We start from the raw sequence: 17,113 nt of genomic DNA on the forward strand, positions 1-17,113 counted from the left end.
TCTGCTGCGGGCTCCACTGTCATGACGGTAAGGAACGCTCGCCCGTTTACTCAAGGTATCGACGAGTTCCAGCCACTTCTCTGTTCACCGATTTCACGATTTGTAGACCACCCGCCGAACCGACTACCAGTCGGGCCAGGTAGACCAATGTGCCCCCAATCGGCAACGATTGACCGAAAGTAACCCCTTCGGGGCTTCGATTCACCCGCTGCGCCGGACGGTTCGATTCCGTTCCCTTTCGCGCGTGACCCCGGCCACGGATTGCCCGTTGTCTCTTCATGAGCCGGGAACCGCCCGGCGCACGTACCGAGTTCGAGGAGCCACCCGTGCCGCGCATGCTCGACGTCAGCGAGGACGTACGCGCCGAGATCGGCGATGCCGAAGCCGATCGGTTGCTCGTCGGCGACAACGCCCCAGGCAGCTACGACTGCACTTCCTGTCGCACCCCTGGCGATTCCGAGCAGGAGCGCACCAGCACGGTGCTGTTCATCGGCGAAGAGACCGCCGTTCTCGCCTTCGCGCACGCGACCTGCATCCCCTCCCAGGTCGTCCAGGTCTCCGAGGAGCAGCTGCAGGGTGCCGTGCGCAGCATCACCGGCAGCGAGCCGGAGGGTCCGGAGGGGCCGAAGGGGCTCGTGCCCGGCCAGGCCGTCCTCGGCGTCACCAGCGGTCTCGTCCTGATCGACGACGAGCTCCACCCGGCGCTGGTCGTCGAACCCACCGGCGCGATCGCCCGCCCCGGTACGGACGGCGGCGGAGGCGACGATTTCCTGCAGCTCCTGCTGGAGCAGGGCTTCCAGCCGGTCCACCGGATGGGGCAGCTGCCCGCCCTGCTGCACGGCTGGTCGATCCTGCTCGCCATGGGCCAGCTGCATGCCGTGCTGCAGCCGGGCACAGGCGGCGGGGCCTCCGTCGCCTGGTGGCAGGCGCACGCCCCACTGCAGGTCACTGAGGGCTGGCGGACCGCGGCCAACAAATCGCAGACCGTTCTCGTCTTCGCCGCCCCGGCCGGATCGATCGGCCAGCAGCCCCGCGAGGACCTGTTGCGCGACGCACTGGAGAAGGCCGCAGCCGGCGGCCTCCTGGTCGCGGCGGCGATGCCGCTGGCCGGGACCTGATCATGTCCGTACGCTCCTCAGACCCGCAACGAGCAGCTATTTCTTCGCCGGGCCCGCATCCGACGGCCGGTGGGGTCGTTGGCACGTACGTGCACTCATACGACCCCTCCCACCAGCGCCCGAGCCCGATCCCTGCCATGCGCCCGTCGCGGGAGCCATCGGGCGGCCAGTCCCCCACCCCGATCTACGACGCGTTGTACTCCGAGTACCGGCGGTCGTTCCGGGCGCTGCCAGGTGATCGGAGCGGCGAGGAGGAGCTGGCCTTCATGGCCTTCGGTACGGGACTGTTCGGCACCCGCACCCCGCTGAGTGTCCACTCCGGCCATGCGAGCCACTCCGGCGGCACCTCCGGCCCCTCCGGTCAAGGGCCGCGCACCGGAAACCCCGGCTCCTGGCAGCGGGTCGGCCGGCACGCCGGGCGCGCCACCCCGGCGGCGCTGCCACCTGGCTCCGGGGGAGCCTGACCGTATGACGAAGCCCCGCACCGCTCACAACAGGAACGGTGCGGGGCTTCGCCATGCCCGGGACGGACAGACAGTCGGCCGGCCGGTCACTCAGCGGGCCGACCGGGTGTCACTTCTTACGGCCACGCTTCTCGCGGACCCGCACCGAGATGTGGATCGGGGTGCCGTCGAAGCCGAACTCCTCGCGCAGTCGGCGCTCGACGAAGCGGCGGTAACCGTGCTCCAGGAACCCGGAGGCGAAGAGCACGAAGCGCGGCGGCTTGGTGCCGGCCTGGGTGCCGAAGAGGATGCGGGGCTGCTTTCCGCCACGGACCGGGTGCGGGTGGGAGGCGACGATCTCACCGAGGAAGGCGTTCAGCCGGCCGGTGGGAACGCGCGTTTCCCACCCTTCGAGTGCAGTCTCGATCGCCGGGACCAGCTTCTCCATGTGACGGCCGGTGACAGCCGAGACATTGACCCGAGGCGCCCACGCGACCTGCGCGAGCTCCGTCTCGATCTCCCGCTCCAGGTAGTAGCGGCGCTCCTCGTCGAGGGTGTCCCACTTGTTGTAGGCGATCACCATCGCGCGCCCGGCCTCCACGGCCATGGTGATGATGCGCTGGTCCTGCACGCTGATGGACTCGCTGGCGTCGATCAGGACGACGGCGACCTCGGCCTTCTCGACGGCAGCCGCGGTACGCAGCGAGGCGTAGTAGTCCGCGCCCTCCTGGAGGTGGACGCGGCGGCGGATGCCGGCCGTGTCGATGAACTTCCAGGTGATGCCGCCGAGCTCGATCAGCTCGTCGACCGGGTCACGAGTGGTGCCGGCCATTTCGTTGACGACGACCCGGTCCTCGTTCGCCACCTTGTTCAGCAGCGAGGACTTGCCGACGTTCGGACGGCCGATGAGGGCGATGCGGCGCGGTCCGCCGAGGGCGGTGCCGAAGCGCTGGGCCGGAGCCTCGGGCAGTGCTTCGAGGACGGCGTCGAGCAGATCGCCGGTGCCGCGGCCGTGCAGCGAGGAGACCGGGTGCGGCTCACCGAGACCGAGCGACCAGAGCGCGGTGGCGTCGGCCTCACCGCTCTGGCCGTCGACCTTGTTGGCGCACAGGACGACAGGCTTCTTGGCCCGGCGCAGCAGCTTGACGACGGCCTCGTCGGTGTCGGTCGCGCCGACCGTCGAGTCGACGACGAAGACGACCGCGTCGGACGCCTCGATCGCGTACTCGGCCTGGGCGGCGACGGAGGCGTCGATGCCCAGCACGTCCTGCTCCCAGCCGCCGGTGTCGACGACCTTGAAGCGGCGGCCGGCCCATTCGGCCTCGTAGGTGACTCGGTCCCGGGTGACTCCGGGCTTGTCCTCGACGACCGCCTCGCGGCGGCCGATGATCCGGTTCACCAGGGTCGACTTGCCGACATTGGGGCGGCCGACGACGGCGAGGACGGGCAGCGGTCCGTGACCGGCCTCGTCGATCGCGCCCTCGACGTCCTCGACGTCGAAGCCCTCCTGCGCGGCGAGCTCCATGAACTCCGCGTACTCGGCGTCGCCAAGCGCTCCGTGCTCGTGGTCCGAGCCGCCGGAGAGAATCTGGTCGTTCATGAAGTCCGTTCCTCTTTGCATCATCATCGATGGACCACGATCACGCGGCCCACTACTCAAGTCTTACTTAGCGCCCGGTGAAGCGCCTGGCCCTGTCCAGGTGCGAGGTCAGCCGCTCCTGGATCCGTACCGTCGCCTCGTCCAGCGCCTTCCGGGTGCGCCGGGACGCGCCTTCTTGGGCTTCGAAGGCGTCGCCGAAGACGACATCGACCCGGCTGCGCAACGGCGGCAGTGCCGATATCAACCGCCCGCGGCGCTCAGTGCTTCCCAGGACGGCCACGGGGACGATCGGCGCCCCGCTGCGAACCGCGAAGTACGCGAGTCCGGCCCGCAGCGAGGCGAAGTCTCCTTGACCCCTGGTGCCCTCGGGAAAGATCCCCAGCACCCCACCGTTCTGCAGCACGCCGAGGGCGTGGGTGACGGCGGTGCGGTCGGCGCTCGTACGGTCCACTTTCAGCTGACCGATTCCGCGCAGGAACGGGTCGAGGGGGCCGACGAACGCCTCTTTCTTGATCAGGAAGTGCACGGGCCGGGGCGCGGTGCCCATCAGCATCGGCCCGTCGATGTTGTGGGAGTGGTTCACCGCGAGTATGACGGGTCCGGAGGCGGGTACCCGCCACGCACCGAGGACGCGGGGCTTCCACAGCCCGTACATCAGCCCGATGCCGATCCCGCGCCCGACCGCCGCTCCACGCAGCGTGGGCGTGCCCGTGGCAGGGGTCACTTCGCGGCCCGCTTCTCCTCGACGAGGGTGACGACGCACTCGATGACCTGCTGCAGGGTCAGCTCGGTGGTGTCCACCTCGACCGCGTCGCCCGCCTTGGCGAGCGGCGAGGTCTTCCGACTGGAGTCCGCGGTGTCCCGCTTGATCAGCGCCTCCTTGGTGGTGGCGAGATCGGAGCCCTTGAGCTCTCCGCTGCGACGGGCCGCGCGGGCCTCCGGGGAGGCGGTCAGGAAGATCTTGAGGTCGGCGTCGGGCAGCACGGTCGTGCCGATGTCACGGCCCTCGACGACGATGCCGACCTCGGCATCCGCGGCGATGGACCGCTGCAGCTCGGTGATCCGGGCCCGCACCTCGGGGACCGCGCTGACTGCGCTGACCCTGGAGGTGACCTCCTGCGTACGGATCGGGCCCGCGGCGTCCTCGCCGTCGACCGTGATCGTCGGGGCGGCCGGGTCCGTGCCCGAGACGATGACCGGCTTGTCCGCGGCGGTCGCGACCTCCGCGACGTTGTGCACGTCGATGCCGTTGTTCAGCATCCACCAGGTGATCGCCCGGTACTGGGCACCGGTGTCCAGGTAGCTCAGGCCGAGCTGGGCGGCGACAGCCTTCGACGTGCTCGACTTACCCGTGCCGGACGGGCCGTCTATGGCAACGATCACTGCGGCCGGGGCCGTCCGGGCGGCGGCGCTTACGGTTTCCACGGTGGTGGACACCTTCCTGGTACTCGGGGTGGGCGGGACGGGGACGCGCGAACCCGCCCCGCTCAAGGTTACCGAGTGTCTGGGCGGGCCTTTGCACCCTGTGGACAAGTGCCCCCGGACCTGGCCACCGCGGGCCCGGGGGCGTCCGGCCGTGATGCGCAGGACACCACCTACTGGCGGAGCGACCAGCCCCGCTCGCGCAGCGCCGCGGCCAGTGCGGGGGCCGCGCTCGGCTCGACCATCAGCTGCACCAGACCCGCCTGCTGCCCGGTGGCGTGCTCGATGCGGACGTCCTCGACGTTGATCCCGGCCCGGCCCGCGTCCGCGAAGATCCCGGCCAGTTCGCCCGGCCGGTCGCTGATGAGCACGGCCACGATCTCGTACGACGCCGGGGCCGCCCCGTGCTTCCCGGGCACCCTGACCCGGCCCGCGTTGCCGCGCCGCAACACGTCCTCGATGGAGTCGGTGCCCTCGCGGCGCTTGTCTTCGTCACCGGTCTGGAGGCTGCGCAGCGCCCGTACCGTCTCGTCGAGATCAGCGGCGACCCCGGCGAGCACATCGGCGACCGGGCCGGGGTTGGCGGAGAGGATCTCCACCCACATCCGGGGGTCGGAGGCGGCGATCCGGGTGACATCCCTGATGCCCTGGCCGCAGAGGCGTACGGCCGTCTCGTCGGCCTCCTCCAGGCGGGCGGCGACCATCGACGAGATCAGCTGCGGGGTGTGGGAGACGAGAGCGACGGCCCGGTCGTGGGCGTCCGCGTCCATGACGACCGGAACCGCGCGGCAGAGCGCGACCAGCTCCAGGGCGAGGTTGAGGACCTCGGTGTCGGTGTCGCGGGTCGGGGTGAGGACCCAGGGGCGCCCCTCGAAGAGGTCGGCGGTGGCGGCGAGGGGGCCCGAACGCTCCTTGCCGGCCATCGGGTGCGTACCGATGTACGGCGTGAGGTCGACGCCGCGGGCTTCCAGCTCACGGCGGGGGCCGCCCTTGACGCTGGCGACGTCGAGGTAGCCGCGGGCGATGTCGTCCCGCATCGCGGTGGCGAGCACCGAGGCCACATGGGCGGGCGGTACGGCGATGACCGCCAGGTCGACGCGGCCCTCGGGCGCCTCGTCCGTACCGGCGCCGAGCGCGGCCGCGGTGCGGGCGGACGCCGGGTCGTGGTCGAGGAGGTGGACGTGGACGCCGCGCCCGGCGAGGGCGAGGGCTGCGGAGGTGCCGACCAGGCCGGTTCCGATGACGACGGCGGTTCTCACTGGGCGATGTCCTTGCGGAGGGAGGCGGTGGCCCCGAGGTAGACGTGCGTGATCTCGGATTTGGCGAGGTACGTCTCGACATGGGCGAGTATGCGCACCACGCGGGGCATCGCCCCTTCGATGTCCAGCTCCTGGGCGCAGATCAGCGGTACGTCGACGATGCCGATACCGCGTGCGGCGGCGGCCGGGAAGTCGCTGTGCAGATCGGGGGTGGCCGTGAACCAGATGCTGATCAAGTCGTCCGCAACGAGGCTGTTGCGCTCCAGGATGGCGGTGAGCAGGCCGCTGACCCGCTCGTCCATGTGTCCGGCCTCGTCCCGGTCCAGCTGGACAGCTCCGCGGACCGCTCGTACCGCCACGTCTGGCTCCTCACTTCTTCGTGCCGTTGTTCTTCGTGCCGTTGTTCTTCGTGCCGCTGCATGGTTGTCGCGCCTGCTCGGCGCCAACCTGCGCGTTTTCAGCCTAGAGGGGCGAGGCGGCCGACGACCGAGGTGCTCTGTCCGTGAGACACAGCGGTCATGGGACGCGGCGGTGGCGTGCACGGCGAGCAGCGTCCGCCGGACCCGGCCGGCCGGCTGCGCCGGGCAGGCATCGATCCGGCCGTGCACGCAGTCGGCGAGGGCGCCGGTGAACAGTCCGGCGACGCTCGCGATCGGGTCCTCGCCGGTTCCGGGCGGGCGACGGCGGTGGAGTTCGCGTACCGTCGGCACCCCCGCTCCGGCTCTCGCCGCCCAGCAGGCTGCCGAGGTCGTCTCCTGCCATGGTTCTCCCCCTCGGAAGGGGGATGGAATATCGACAATGCCGGCCAGAACCGGTGCTTCTGCCACTCGGGCGAGTCTGCCGCCAGGTTGCTAGGCCCTCGGCGTCCGCGGGGTCACGATGCCCATGCCGGGAGCAGACAGCTCGCCCGGTCGTGGCCACCACACAAGGAGCAAGCCATGGACGCACGACGAAGGACGGTCCTCACGGCAGCCGCGGCGGGCGCCGCCGGGCTGGTGACCGCTTGCGGCTCGTCCGGGGACGGACGCAGCACGGCATCCGCACCGGAGACCTCACCGGGCGTCACCCCGAGCACCAAGGCAAGCGCCACGGCGCCGAAAGGTTCCCCCGCGAGCGGCACGGCAAGCGCCACGGCGTCGGAAGGCTCCAGCACGAGCGGCACGGTTCTCGCCAAGACCTCGGACATCCCCGTCGGCGGCGGCACGATCTTCACGGAGCAGAAGGTCGTGGTGACCCAGCCCAAGAAGGGCGAGTTCAAGGGCTTCTCCGCCATCTGCGTCCACGCGGGGTGCACCGTCGACTCGGTCAGTGACGGCACCATCAACTGTCCCTGCCACGGCAGCAAGTACCGCATCACGGACGCGGCGGTCGTGGCCGGTCCCGCGCCGGGACCACTGCCCACCGAACGGATCACCGTCACCGGTGACACCATCCGGCTCGTATGACACCGGCCGTCCCGGCGGGGGCCGACGCCCCCGCCGAGACGGTCGCGTCAGGGCAGTCCGCGGGCGTCCGCGAGCAGCGCGGCCTCGGAGGCGGAGTGCGTCAGCCCCGCGGCCCGGAGCGCCTCAGTAACGGCGTCCAGGGAGCGGACGGATTCAGCAGTAGCCCGCATACGGGCCGGATACGGCAGGTGATCGAAGTCCCTGCGGTACGAAGGTGGGGTCATCGCGCTCACCGGAGGGGTGCGCGCCGGGCCTTTCGGATCATCATCATGCGGTCGATGCCGGCACCACGCCTCCCTGCCCGCAACGCTTTTACCCTCACGTACGCTCACCCGCATGACCACCCAGGACGCCGAGGCCCTCGTACGCGACCACACGATCTACTCCTGCGTGATGGGCTCACGCGCGTTCGGCCTCGCCACGGACGGCAGTGACACCGACCGGCGCGGTGTCTTTCTGGCGCCGACCCCCCTCTTCTGGCAGTTCGAGAAACCGCCGAAACACGTCGAGGGCCCGGCGGAGGAGCAGTTCTCCTGGGAACTGGAGCGCTTCTGCGAACTGGCGCTGATCGCCAACCCCAATGCCCTGGAGTGCCTGCACTCCCCTCTGGTGGAACGGGTCACCCCCGTCGGCCGCGAACTCCTCTCCCTGCGCGACGCGTTCCTGTCCCGTCTCGCCCACCGGACCTTCGTCCGCTACGCGTTGGGCCAGCGCAGGAAGCTGCAGGCGGATGTGCGCAGTTACGGTGCACCACGCTGGAAGCACGCCATGCATCTGCTGCGGCTGCTGGCGAGTGGCCGGGATCTGCTGCGTACAGGAGAGCTGACGGTCGACGTCGGCGCGGCCAGGGAGGAACTGCTCGCGGTGAAGCGCGGCGAGGTTCCCTGGCCGGAGGTCGAACGCCGGATGACCCGCCTGGCCGAGGAGAACGACGAGGCGGCAGCGGGCTCCCCGCTCCCACCGGAGCCGGACCGGGCCCGGGTGGAGGACTTCCTGATCCGCACTCGCCGAGCGTCGGCGCTGTCACCCGGCGCCGGCTGAACGGGCCGGCCCGCAACCACCACCGGTCTGCTGCCCCGTGACGGCCGGTCCGGGGTCGCGCAGAGGAGTCCCCGCAGGGCGATGAAGAAGAATCCGGGCTCCCCCGCGTCGCTCCGGACGTTCGCCGCCCGGGGAGACTCCCCGGATGGGCACCGGGTCGCCACGGACCGTCCCGGCGGGGTCACCCCCGTGCGACCAGCACCGGGCCGAAGTCCGTGACCGGCAGCCCGGCCGCGTGCAGGTGCACCGTTTTCGTACGCATGGATCAAGAGTCCCAGAGCGCCCCCAGCGACAGCAGATCGCTGCGGTACTCGATCCGCTCCGACCACTCCTTGGGCCAGGCCGCGGCCCCCAGATGTGCCCCGGCCAGCGCCCCGGTCAGGCAGCCGATCGAGTCGGAGTCGCCGCGCGTGCAGGCGGCCCGGCGCAGGGCGGTGACCGGTTCATCGGGGAACAGCAGGAAGCAGTGCAGGGCCGTGGCGAGGGCGTCCTCAGCGATCCAGCCGTCACCGGTCGTCTCGCACGGGTCGTCCTCCGGTGACGGGTCGCGCAGGGCGTCCTGCACCCTGGCCAGTGCGGTCAGGCACTCGTCCCAGCCGCGCCGGATGTAGCTCTCGCCGGAGTCGTCGCCCGCGTACCGCCACAGGTCGCCGAGCCAGCGCGAGAGGTAACGGCTGCTGTTCTCGTACGCGTACGAGCGCAGCTGCCCGATCAGCCCCGCCGGCTCCGCGCCCTGCGCCAACAGGTACACCGCGCGCGCCATCAGGTCGGAGGCGGCGAGCGCCGTGGGATGTCCGTGCGTGAGGGCGGCCTGCAACTGCGCCGCGCCGGAACGCTGTTCCTCGCTCAGCCCGGGTACGAGTCCGACGGGCGCCACCCGCATATTGGCGCCGCAGCCCTTGGAGCCTGTCTGGCTGGCCTCCTGCCAGAGCCGGTCGCTGTCGAGCAGCCGGCAGGCGGTCATGCAGGTGCGGCCGGGGGCGCGGTTGTTGTCCGGTGAGTGGTACCACTCGACGAATTCTTCGCGTACCGGCCGGGTCAGCCGCAGCGCGGTGAGGAGTCCCCGGTCCATGGCGGTGCGGATGCCCCGCGCGAGGGCCAGCGTCATCTGGGTGTCGTCGGAGACGATCGCGGGACGCGGCAGCCGCATCTGCCGCCACGGCCCGCACTTGGCGAGGATCGAGGGCACGTTGTTGAATTCGGTCGGGAAGCCCAGCGCGTCACCGAGCGCGAGCCCGGTCAGCGCGCCGGTGGCAGCGCCCTTGGTGATGGTCCTGGTCACGATCATGTGCTTCTTCCTTCCGGTCGCAGCAGTGGAGGGTGCAGGGCGGTGGCGGCACCCGCCCGGTACAGGGCGGCCGGTTTCCCCCGTCCGCCGGTGCGGCGCGGTGATCCCTCCACGGCCTGGACGAAGCCGGGCGTGGTGAGGACCTTGCGCCGGAAGTTGGGTCGGTCGAGCTCGACGCCCCAGACGGTCTCGTACACCTGTTGGAGCTCGCCGAGGGTGAACTCGGCCGGGCAGAAGGCGGTGGCAAGACACGTGTACTCGAGTTTGGCGCCGATCCTGTCGTGTGCGTCGGCGAGGATGCGGTCGTGGTCGAAGGCGAGCGCGCCGAGTGCTCCGGCGTCCCACCAGCGGGCGTTGGCCGCGTCCCCGCCGCCGCGCGGCTCCGGCAGATCGGGGACGAGCGCGGCGTACGCGACGGAGACGACCCGCATCCTGGGGTCGCGGTCCGGATCGCTGTAGGTGCGCAGCTGTTCCAGGTGGAGGGCGGAGACGGTGGACTCGGTCAGCCCGGTCTCCTCCGCCAGCTCCCGGCGGGCGGCGGACTCGGCGGACTCACGGGGCAGGACGAAGCCGCCGGGCAGCGCCCAGTGCCCCTTGTACGGGTCCTCGCCGCGTTCGACGAGCAGGACGTGCAGCCGTCCGCCGCGGACCGTGAAGACCGCGAGGTCGACGGTGACGGCGAACGGCTCGAAGGCGTGCGGGTCGTAGCCCTCCGGGGCGGTGCTCATCGTCGCTCCGGGAGGGGTGCGGCGAAGTTCCATCCTGCGGCGAGCAGGGCGTCGACAGCGGTGAGCGCGGTCTCCAGGCGCTTCTCATGCGTCCCGGTCAGCTCGACGAACGTCCTGCCGGTGCGGGTGAGTTCGGCCCGGAACCGGTCGGTCATCCAGGGCCGCAGCTCCTCGCCGTCGCGCAGCCCGTCGTCCTCGAAGGCGACGCCGTCGTGGTCGGTGAGCAGCCACAGGTGATGGCCGACCCGGTCGGCGGTCTCCTCGACGAGCGGGTTGCGGCCGCCGACGTACCGCTCGTGCCAGACCGTGGTGGCGAAGGAGTCGGTGTCGCAGATGAGCACGGGGGACCCGGTCCGGGCGGCGGCCTCCTCCTTGGCGTTCTGCGCCTCGGCGATCAGCGGGAAGTCGTCGGTGGTGAAGGCGACGTCCTCCCACTGCGCCTGGGGCCACCGGGAGCGCAGTGCGGCCAGCTTCTGTTCGCTGAACTCCCGCCCGTACTCGGCGACGTACCGGGTCTGTGCCCAGACGCCGCCGCGCCGCCGATAGTGGTCGGCGAGGGCGCGGGCCATCGTGGTGGTTCCGGTGGACTCGGCGCCGAGGACGACGATCCGGCGGGTGAGCGCGGCCCGCACGGGCGGTTCGAGGAAGTCCCAGCAGCCCACCGGGTCCTTCCGGACGGCGGTGCCGGAGACCGGAAAGACCGTGCGGCCGGGGTCGACGCAGACGGATTCGGCACCGAAGCGGCGGGCCAGTTCGTCCCCGTACGACTCCGAGGTGAAGACGGCGTCGACCGGTTCCGGGACGGCCTCGGTGAAGACAGCCATGTGGGCGTCCCAGATGGCCGGATCATGGAGATCCATCCGGGTGTTGTCGACGGCGCCGACGACCCGTACGTCCGGATGCACCTCCCGCATCCAGGCGACGCGATCGGCGAGCGGGACGGACTCGACGGAGGCGGCGCAGACCAGGACGGTCAGCCGCTCGCAGCGGTCCTGGGCGGTGCGGACGAGGTGGTGATGGCCGGCGTGCGGCGGATAGAACTTGCCGAGCACGAGCCCGTGCGCGAACCGCTTCATCGGGCCACCTCCGCCAACTCCCGCTGCCGGACGGTGAGATCAAGCTTCCAGTTGCGCAGCCCGACCAGGCACAGCGTCAGGAACCCGACGTAGAGCAGGGAGGTCAGATAGAGCTCCTTGTACGCGTAGAGCGGGATGTACACCACGTCGGCGGCGATCCACAGCCACCACGACTCGACCAGCTTCCGGCACTGCCCGTACGTCGCCGCCAGCGACAGCGCGGTCGTCAGCGCATCCCAGAACGGCACGGTCGAGTCGGTGGCACGGTCGAGCAGGACCGTCAGGGCGAGGGTCCCCGCCACCCCCGCCGCGCACAGCCAGGCCCATTCGGTGCGCGTGGTGCTGCCCACCGGCAGGGCGGACGAACCCGGTCCACCCCCGTGGGTCCAGGTCCACCAGCCGTACACGGCAAGGGTGATGAAGACGATCTGCAGGCCGGCGTCGGCGTACAGACCGGACTGGGTGAACAGCAGGATGAAGAAGAGGTTGTTGGCGATGCCGATCGGCCAGTTGGCGAGGTGCTGACGGGCCACGAGCCAGACGCACAGCGCTCCGCTGCCGAAGCCGAGGACCTCGGTCCAGCTGACCGGGGTGTCCAGGACCGTCACCAAGGGTTGCTGCAGGGGATCGAGGATGTCCGCGAGACTCACACCCGCCTCCTTAATAGTCACTCTGACTATAAAGGCGCAATGACGGCAGCAAAAGGCCCGCGACCGATTCCTGTTCGAAAAACGAAGCCAGGAACCGGCCGCGGGCCGGAGAGCGGACGGAGCCGCGGGCGAAGGGGTCCTAGAGACCGACCTCCCGCATCAGCATGCCGACCTCGGTGTTGGTGAGGCGGCGGAGCCAGCCGGACTTCTGGTCGCCCAGCGGGATCGGCCCGAAGGACGTCCGTACGAGCCGCTCGACCGGGAAGCCCGCCTCGGCCAGCATGCGGCGGACGATGTGCTTGCGGCCCTCGTGGAGGGTCACCTCGACCAGGTAGTTCTTGCCGGTGTTCTCGACGACCCGGAAGTGGTCGGCGCGGGCGTACCCGTCCTCCAGCTGGATGCCGTCCTTGAGGCGCTTGCCCAGCTCGCGCGGGAGCGGTCCCTGGATGGCGGCCAGGTAGGTCTTCTTCACGCCGTACTTGGGGTGGGTGAGACGGTGGGCCAGCTCGCCGTGGTTGGTGAGCAGGATGATGCCCTCGGTCTCGGTGTCCAGCCGGCCGACGTGGAAGAGACGCGTCTCACGGTTGGTGACGTAGTCGCCGAGGCACTGGCGGCCGTCCGGGTCCTCCATCGAGGAGACGACACCGGCGGGCTTGTTCAGCGCGAAGAAGAGATACGACTGGGCGGCGACGGTCAGACCGTCGACCTTGATCTCGTCCTTGTGCACATCGACGCGCATGCCCTGCTCGACGACGATCTGCCCGTTGACCTCGACACGGGACTGCTCGATCAGCTCCTCGCACGCGCGGCGCGAGCCCATGCCGGCGCGGGCGAGGACCTTCTGCAGGCGCTCACCCTCCTGCTCGGCGCCCGGGAACGTCTTGGGCGTCCTGATGTCGGGCTTGTTCGCGTACCTGTCCCGGTTGCGCTGCTCGATCTTGGCGTCGAGCTCGCGCGGACGGGACGGGGCGCCCTGCGGTCCACGTCGCGGGCCGCCGCTCCTGCCGCCGCCCTGCGCGGTCTTCGGCCCGCCCTTGGCGCCACCGCGCGCCGCGGCGCCGCGGCCCTTGCGGGGGCCGTCGCCGCTCTTCTCGCCGGCACCGGTCGTGCCGCCCACGTCGTAGCGGCGCTCCTCGGGCCGGGGCCGGCGGGGACGCTGGTCCTGCCTGTCGTCACGCCCGGCGCCGCCACCCCGGGGGTTCCGGTTGCCGCCGCTCTTGCCGCTGCCGCTGTTCCTGCCACTGCTTCGCATCAAAATTCCGTCTTGTCGTCTGCGTGAGTATCCGGGGTGTCCGGTGCGTCCGGATCGAACGACGGCACACCCTCTAGCGTCTCAGCCTCGATCGCGTCCGCCTCGGGGAGGAAGGGCGCGAGCTCCGGGAGCTCATCCAGGCCGCGCAGGCCCATCCGCTCCAGAAAGTAGTTCGTCGTCCTGTACAGGATCGCACCTGTTTCGGGTTCCGCGCCCGCTTCCTCTACCAGGCCCCTCTGCAGGAGGGTCCGCATCACGCCGTCACAGTTCACACCGCGCACAGCGGAGACGCGTGAGCGGCTGACCGGCTGGCGGTACGCGACCACTGCCAGGGTCTCCAGAGCGGCCTGGGTGAGCCGGGACTGCTGGCCGTCCAGCACGAAGCCCTCGACGGCCTCCGCGTATTCCGGGCGCGTGTAGAAGCGCCAGCCGCCCGCGACCAGCCGGAGATCGAAACCGCGGCGCTGCACGGTGTACTCGTCGGCCAGCTCCCGCAGCGCATCGGCAACGGCCCGCCGGGGCCGCTCCAGCACCTTGGCCAGGTGTTCCTCGGTGGCGGGCTCGTCGACGACCATCAGGACCGCCTCCAGGGCAGGCTTGAGTTCAAGATCCGCGACGGTGGCACCGATGCTGTCCTGCTCGCTGCGCTCAGTCATGCCTCTGCGTCCTCCTGGACATCCTGGTCGAACTCGTCCGTCACCCTCGGTGAGGCATCCGTTCCCCCGGACCAGCGCACCATGAGCTCGCCGAGCGCCTCCTCCTGGTCGAGGGTGACGGCCTTCTCCCGGTACAGCTCCAGCAGCGCGAGGAACCGGGCGACGACGGTGAGGGTGTCCGCGGCGTCCTCGGTGAGCTGCCGGAAACTGATCTCCCCCGCCTCTCGCAGCCTCGCCACCACGATCTCGGCCTGCTCCCGCACGCTGACCAGCGGGGCGTGGATGTGATCGACGTACACCTGCGGCTTGGGCTTGGGCTGCATCGCCTTCACGGCGAGCCTGGCGAACCCCTCGGCGCCGATGCTGATGACCACCTCGGGCAGCAGGTCGGCATGGTGCGCCTCCAGCCCGACGGTCCGTGGAAAACGCCGTCCCTCCGACTCGAGCCGGGCGCTGAAGATTTCCGCGATGCGTTTGTACGCGCGGTACTGCAGGAGCCGCGCGAAGAGCAGGTCACGCGCTTCGAGCAGCGCCAGATCCGCCTCGTCCTCGACCTCGGCGGCGGGCAGCAGCCGGGCCGCCTTGAGATCGAGCAGGGTCGCGGCGACGACAAGGAACTCGGTGGTCTGGTCGAGATCCCAGTCCGGCCCCATGGCCCGGATGTGGGCCATGAACTCATCCGTGACCTTGGAGAGAGCGACTTCGGTCACATCGAGCTTGTGCTTGGAGATGAGCTGCAGAAGAAGATCGAACGGTCCCTCGAAGTTGGCGAGCCGAACGGTGAACCGCGCGTCGCCCGCGGGTTCCGCGGGCCCAGCGGGATCCCGCAGCTCCAGCTCCGCGGGCTCTGCGAGCGCCGCAGGCTCTCTGGCGGCAGCGGGGCCGTCGGCGTCCGCGGACGCGGTGCCGTGCCCGTCCGCCGCGGCCGCCCGCTCGCCGTGCGCCGACGTCACGTCGCCATATGTGACCGCAGAGGACTCCGTGGTCCCGGTGACGGGGAGGAGCGCGGCGGGCGGCATGGCCGGGGCGCCTGGCTCCCCCGGCCATCCGGTCACCGACGGCTCCTCCGCACCCGGCGCAGGCCGGCCCCCCGGACCACGCCCCAGGGGGCGCCGGGGCGTGCGGGCGGGCTCGTCGTTCGTCGGCATGGAGGTCCAGGGTGCGGCGGGATACGGGGGCGGGCAGCAGCCCGTTCAGGACGGGCCGGACCGCCGGTCGGCGGCGGCCGCTGCGGTACGGTCCGCCCGCTGAGCAGCGCGGCTCTCCGGGCAGGCTACCGGCGCCCCGCCGGTCAGCGGCCGCGCAGCCGCCGTACGAGGATGCTCGCGTCGCCCCGCGCCTCCAGGTCCGCGAGGACCACCGCGACCGCCTCACGGACGATCCGCCCGCGGTCGACGGCGAGCCCGTGCTCGCCGCGCAGCACGAGCCGCGCGTGCTCGAGGTCCATCAGTTCCTCGGCGGAGACATAGACGGTGATCTTCTCGTCGTGGCGTTCCCGGCCGCTGGGCCGCCGGTTCGCTCCGCGCCCGCCTCCGCGCCTGCGCTGCTGCTGGACGACCGGAACGGCCTCCTGCTGCGCGGCCGCGGAAGGGGAGGAGGCCGAGGGGCGGCGGGCCGCCTGCGCGGCCACGGCCACCCGGTCACTGTCGTTGCCGCGGCTGTGGGAATCCCCCGCGTCGGCCTCCGCCGGCGCGTGCTCCTCCTGAGGGTGTACGGCGTCGGCCTCGGCCGCTCCCCCGGTCGCTCCGGAGCTGTCCGCCGCGGTCTCGTTCTCACCGGCCGGAGCCGGTACCCGCGCCTCGCCGTTCGCCTTGCGCCGCCGGTCCGCGGGGGACGAGGACTGCAACCCCATCCCCCCGGTGGTACGGAACAGTTCGTCGGCCCCGGGCAGACTCACTCGGCGTGACACCGGGCGAGCACCTCCCTGGCGAGCTGGCGATAGGCGGCGGCACCGACCGAGTTGGAGGCGTACGTAGTGATGGGCTCACCAGCGACCGTGGTCTCCGGGAAACGCACCGTGCGCCCGATCACCGTGTGGTAAACGTGCTCGTCGAAGGCCTCGACGACCCGCGCGAGCACCTCGCGGCTGTGCACCGTACGGGAGTCGTACATGGTCGCAAGGATGCCGTCGAGCTCCAGCTCCGGGTTGAGCCGCTCCTGGACCTTCTCGATGGTCTCGGTGAGCAGTGCCACGCCGCGCAGAGCGAAGAACTCGCACTCGAGCGGCACTATCACCTTGTGAGCGGCCGTCAGGGCGTTCACCGTGAGCAGGCCCAGCGAGGGCTGACAGTCGATCACGATGTAGTCGTAGTCGGCCATCAGCGGCTTCAGGGCGCGCTGCAGCGTGGACTCCCGGGCCACCTCGCTGACCAGCTGCACTTCGGCAGCCGACAGGTCGATGTTGCTCGGGAGCAGGTCCATGTTGGGCACGGCGGTCTTCAGGAGGACCTCGTCGGCCGACATGCCCCGCTCCATGAGCAGGTTGTAGACCGTGAGGTCAAGCTCCATCGGGTTGACGCCGAGACCGACGGACAGGGCGCCCTGCGGGTCGAAGTCGACGAGCAGGACACGGCGTCCGTACTCCGCGAGTGCGGCACCCAGGTTGATGGTCGACGTGGTCTTGCCGACACCGCCCTTCTGGTTGCACATCGCGATGATCTTCGCGGGACCGTGGTCGGTCAGCGGACCCGGGATCGGGAAGTAGGGCAGGGGCCGGCCGGTCGGGCCGATCCGCTCGCGGCGCTGGCGGGCAGCGTCGGGCGCGAGGGTGGCCGCGTACTCCGGATCGGGCTCGTACTCGGCGTCGGGGTCGTAGAAGTGCCCCTGGGGCACCTCGTCGAAGTCGGCGAAGTGGGCGGTCTCTCGGCCACTCTCGTTGCCGGCCATGGCGTTCACGTTTAGGCCGTCCATCATCTGGGGGGCTGTCGTCATGTGCTGGTGGGTGGCGAAGGTGCGGACAGCGACGGAGCCGACAGCCTCCAGCCCGTTCGGGCTCTGGCCCCGTGCAGGCATCCCTGGTTGAACACCCCCGGGAGTAAATGTCGACTCATTCACAAGTCGTCTTACCTCCTTGGACGTGACCAGGAAACTTATCGATAGGTCAGCGTGACACCATGCCGACGATTGGCGACTCTA

The 17,113-nt window shown here is 70.7% G+C and carries 19 protein-coding genes; 4 read left to right on the top strand and 15 right to left on the bottom strand.

The window, feature by feature from the left end:
* Positions 1 to 326: 326 nt before the first annotated feature.
* Both ACIBB8_RS25615 and ACIBB8_RS25620 read left to right on the top strand, forming a co-directional pair.
* The gene (locus ACIBB8_RS25615) at positions 327 to 1,118 is read left to right on the top strand and encodes a hypothetical protein (RefSeq protein WP_398955851.1); all 792 of its coding nucleotides are present in this window, start codon (positions 327 to 329) and stop codon (positions 1,116 to 1,118) included.
* A 137-nt stretch (positions 1,119 to 1,255) separates the two neighbouring features.
* Complete coding sequence (locus tag ACIBB8_RS25620) at positions 1,256 to 1,582, top strand: hypothetical protein (RefSeq protein ID WP_398955853.1); 327 nt, start codon at positions 1,256 to 1,258, stop codon at positions 1,580 to 1,582.
* A 109-nt stretch (positions 1,583 to 1,691) separates the two neighbouring features.
* On the opposite strand, the gene der is transcribed toward ACIBB8_RS25620, so the two are convergent.
* From der to aroH, 5 genes are all read right to left on the bottom strand, one after another.
* Positions 1,692 to 3,161, bottom strand: a complete 1,470-nt coding sequence (gene der, locus ACIBB8_RS25625) for a ribosome biogenesis GTPase Der (protein WP_398955855.1) — start codon at positions 3,159 to 3,161, stop codon at positions 1,692 to 1,694.
* A 67-nt stretch (positions 3,162 to 3,228) separates the two neighbouring features.
* Positions 3,229 to 3,885, bottom strand: a complete 657-nt coding sequence (locus ACIBB8_RS25630) for a lysophospholipid acyltransferase family protein (RefSeq protein WP_398955857.1) — start codon at positions 3,883 to 3,885, stop codon at positions 3,229 to 3,231.
* Positions 3,882 to 4,598, bottom strand: a complete 717-nt coding sequence (gene cmk, locus ACIBB8_RS25635; RefSeq protein ID WP_398955859.1) for a (d)CMP kinase — start codon at positions 4,596 to 4,598, stop codon at positions 3,882 to 3,884. Before cmk ends, ACIBB8_RS25630 begins: the two co-directional genes overlap by 4 nt.
* Positions 4,599 to 4,756: 158 nt before the next feature.
* Positions 4,757 to 5,842, bottom strand: coding sequence for a prephenate dehydrogenase (locus tag ACIBB8_RS25640; RefSeq protein WP_398955861.1), 1,086 nt, complete (start codon positions 5,840 to 5,842; stop codon positions 4,757 to 4,759).
* Positions 5,839 to 6,201 (bottom strand): chorismate mutase, encoded by a 363-nt coding sequence (gene aroH, locus ACIBB8_RS25645; RefSeq protein ID WP_358858155.1) that lies wholly within the window; start codon positions 6,199 to 6,201, stop codon positions 5,839 to 5,841. Before aroH ends, ACIBB8_RS25640 begins: the two co-directional genes overlap by 4 nt.
* A 579-nt stretch (positions 6,202 to 6,780) precedes the next feature.
* On the opposite strand from aroH, the gene ACIBB8_RS25650 reads away from it, so the two are divergent.
* Positions 6,781 to 7,287, top strand: a complete 507-nt coding sequence (locus ACIBB8_RS25650) for a Rieske 2Fe-2S domain-containing protein (protein WP_398955863.1) — start codon at positions 6,781 to 6,783, stop codon at positions 7,285 to 7,287.
* A 47-nt stretch (positions 7,288 to 7,334) separates the two neighbouring features.
* On the opposite strand, the gene ACIBB8_RS25655 is transcribed toward ACIBB8_RS25650, so the two are convergent.
* Positions 7,335 to 7,511, bottom strand: a complete 177-nt coding sequence (locus tag ACIBB8_RS25655; protein ID WP_398955865.1) for a hypothetical protein — start codon at positions 7,509 to 7,511, stop codon at positions 7,335 to 7,337.
* A gap of 112 nt (positions 7,512 to 7,623) precedes the next feature.
* Between ACIBB8_RS25655 and ACIBB8_RS25660 the strand changes: the two genes are divergently transcribed.
* On the top strand, positions 7,624 to 8,328 hold the full coding sequence (locus tag ACIBB8_RS25660) for a DNA polymerase beta superfamily protein (protein WP_398955867.1): 705 nt from the start codon (positions 7,624 to 7,626) through the stop codon (positions 8,326 to 8,328).
* Between the two features lie 265 nt (positions 8,329 to 8,593).
* On the opposite strand, the gene ACIBB8_RS25665 is transcribed toward ACIBB8_RS25660, so the two are convergent.
* The 9 genes from ACIBB8_RS25665 to ACIBB8_RS25705 all read right to left on the bottom strand — a co-directional run bounded on the left by ACIBB8_RS25665 (position 8,594) and on the right by ACIBB8_RS25705 (position 16,990).
* Positions 8,594 to 9,616: an ADP-ribosylglycohydrolase family protein gene (locus ACIBB8_RS25665; RefSeq protein WP_398955870.1), complete on the bottom strand. Its 1,023-nt coding sequence runs from the start codon at positions 9,614 to 9,616 to the stop codon at positions 8,594 to 8,596.
* On the bottom strand, positions 9,613 to 10,344 hold the full coding sequence (locus tag ACIBB8_RS25670; RefSeq protein ID WP_266987277.1) for an NUDIX domain-containing protein: 732 nt from the start codon (positions 10,342 to 10,344) through the stop codon (positions 9,613 to 9,615). The genes ACIBB8_RS25665 and ACIBB8_RS25670 overlap by 4 nt, the downstream gene beginning before the upstream one ends.
* Positions 10,341 to 11,420: an AAA family ATPase gene (locus ACIBB8_RS25675; protein WP_398955872.1), complete on the bottom strand. Its 1,080-nt coding sequence runs from the start codon at positions 11,418 to 11,420 to the stop codon at positions 10,341 to 10,343. Before ACIBB8_RS25675 ends, ACIBB8_RS25670 begins: the two co-directional genes overlap by 4 nt.
* Positions 11,417 to 12,070, bottom strand: a complete 654-nt coding sequence (pnuC, locus tag ACIBB8_RS25680) for a nicotinamide riboside transporter PnuC (RefSeq protein WP_398955874.1) — start codon at positions 12,068 to 12,070, stop codon at positions 11,417 to 11,419. The genes ACIBB8_RS25675 and pnuC overlap by 4 nt, the downstream gene beginning before the upstream one ends.
* 139 nt (positions 12,071 to 12,209) lie before the next feature.
* Positions 12,210 to 13,328 (bottom strand): pseudouridine synthase, encoded by a 1,119-nt coding sequence (locus tag ACIBB8_RS25685; RefSeq protein ID WP_398955899.1) that lies wholly within the window; start codon positions 13,326 to 13,328, stop codon positions 12,210 to 12,212.
* A complete protein-coding gene (scpB, locus tag ACIBB8_RS25690; RefSeq protein WP_398955876.1) occupies positions 13,322 to 13,978 on the bottom strand; it encodes an SMC-Scp complex subunit ScpB in 657 nt (218 codons plus the stop codon). The genes ACIBB8_RS25685 and scpB overlap by 7 nt, the downstream gene beginning before the upstream one ends.
* Entirely contained in the window at positions 13,975 to 15,126 is a 1,152-nt protein-coding gene (locus ACIBB8_RS25695; RefSeq protein ID WP_398955878.1) for a segregation and condensation protein A, read from the bottom strand. The genes scpB and ACIBB8_RS25695 overlap by 4 nt, the downstream gene beginning before the upstream one ends.
* Before the next feature lie 143 nt (positions 15,127 to 15,269).
* Positions 15,270 to 15,875 carry a hypothetical protein gene (locus tag ACIBB8_RS25700; RefSeq protein WP_398955901.1) on the bottom strand — a complete coding sequence of 202 codons (606 nt, stop codon included), beginning with the start codon at positions 15,873 to 15,875 and terminating at the stop codon, positions 15,270 to 15,272.
* The gene (locus ACIBB8_RS25705) at positions 15,872 to 16,990 is read right to left on the bottom strand and encodes a ParA family protein (protein ID WP_358858168.1); all 1,119 of its coding nucleotides are present in this window, start codon (positions 16,988 to 16,990) and stop codon (positions 15,872 to 15,874) included. Before ACIBB8_RS25705 ends, ACIBB8_RS25700 begins: the two co-directional genes overlap by 4 nt.
* Positions 16,991 to 17,113: the final 123 nt, after the last annotated feature.

The sequence above is a fragment of the Streptomyces sp. NPDC051286 genome, from assembly GCF_044455345.1.
GTDB lineage: Bacteria > Actinomycetota > Actinomycetes > Streptomycetales > Streptomycetaceae > Streptomyces.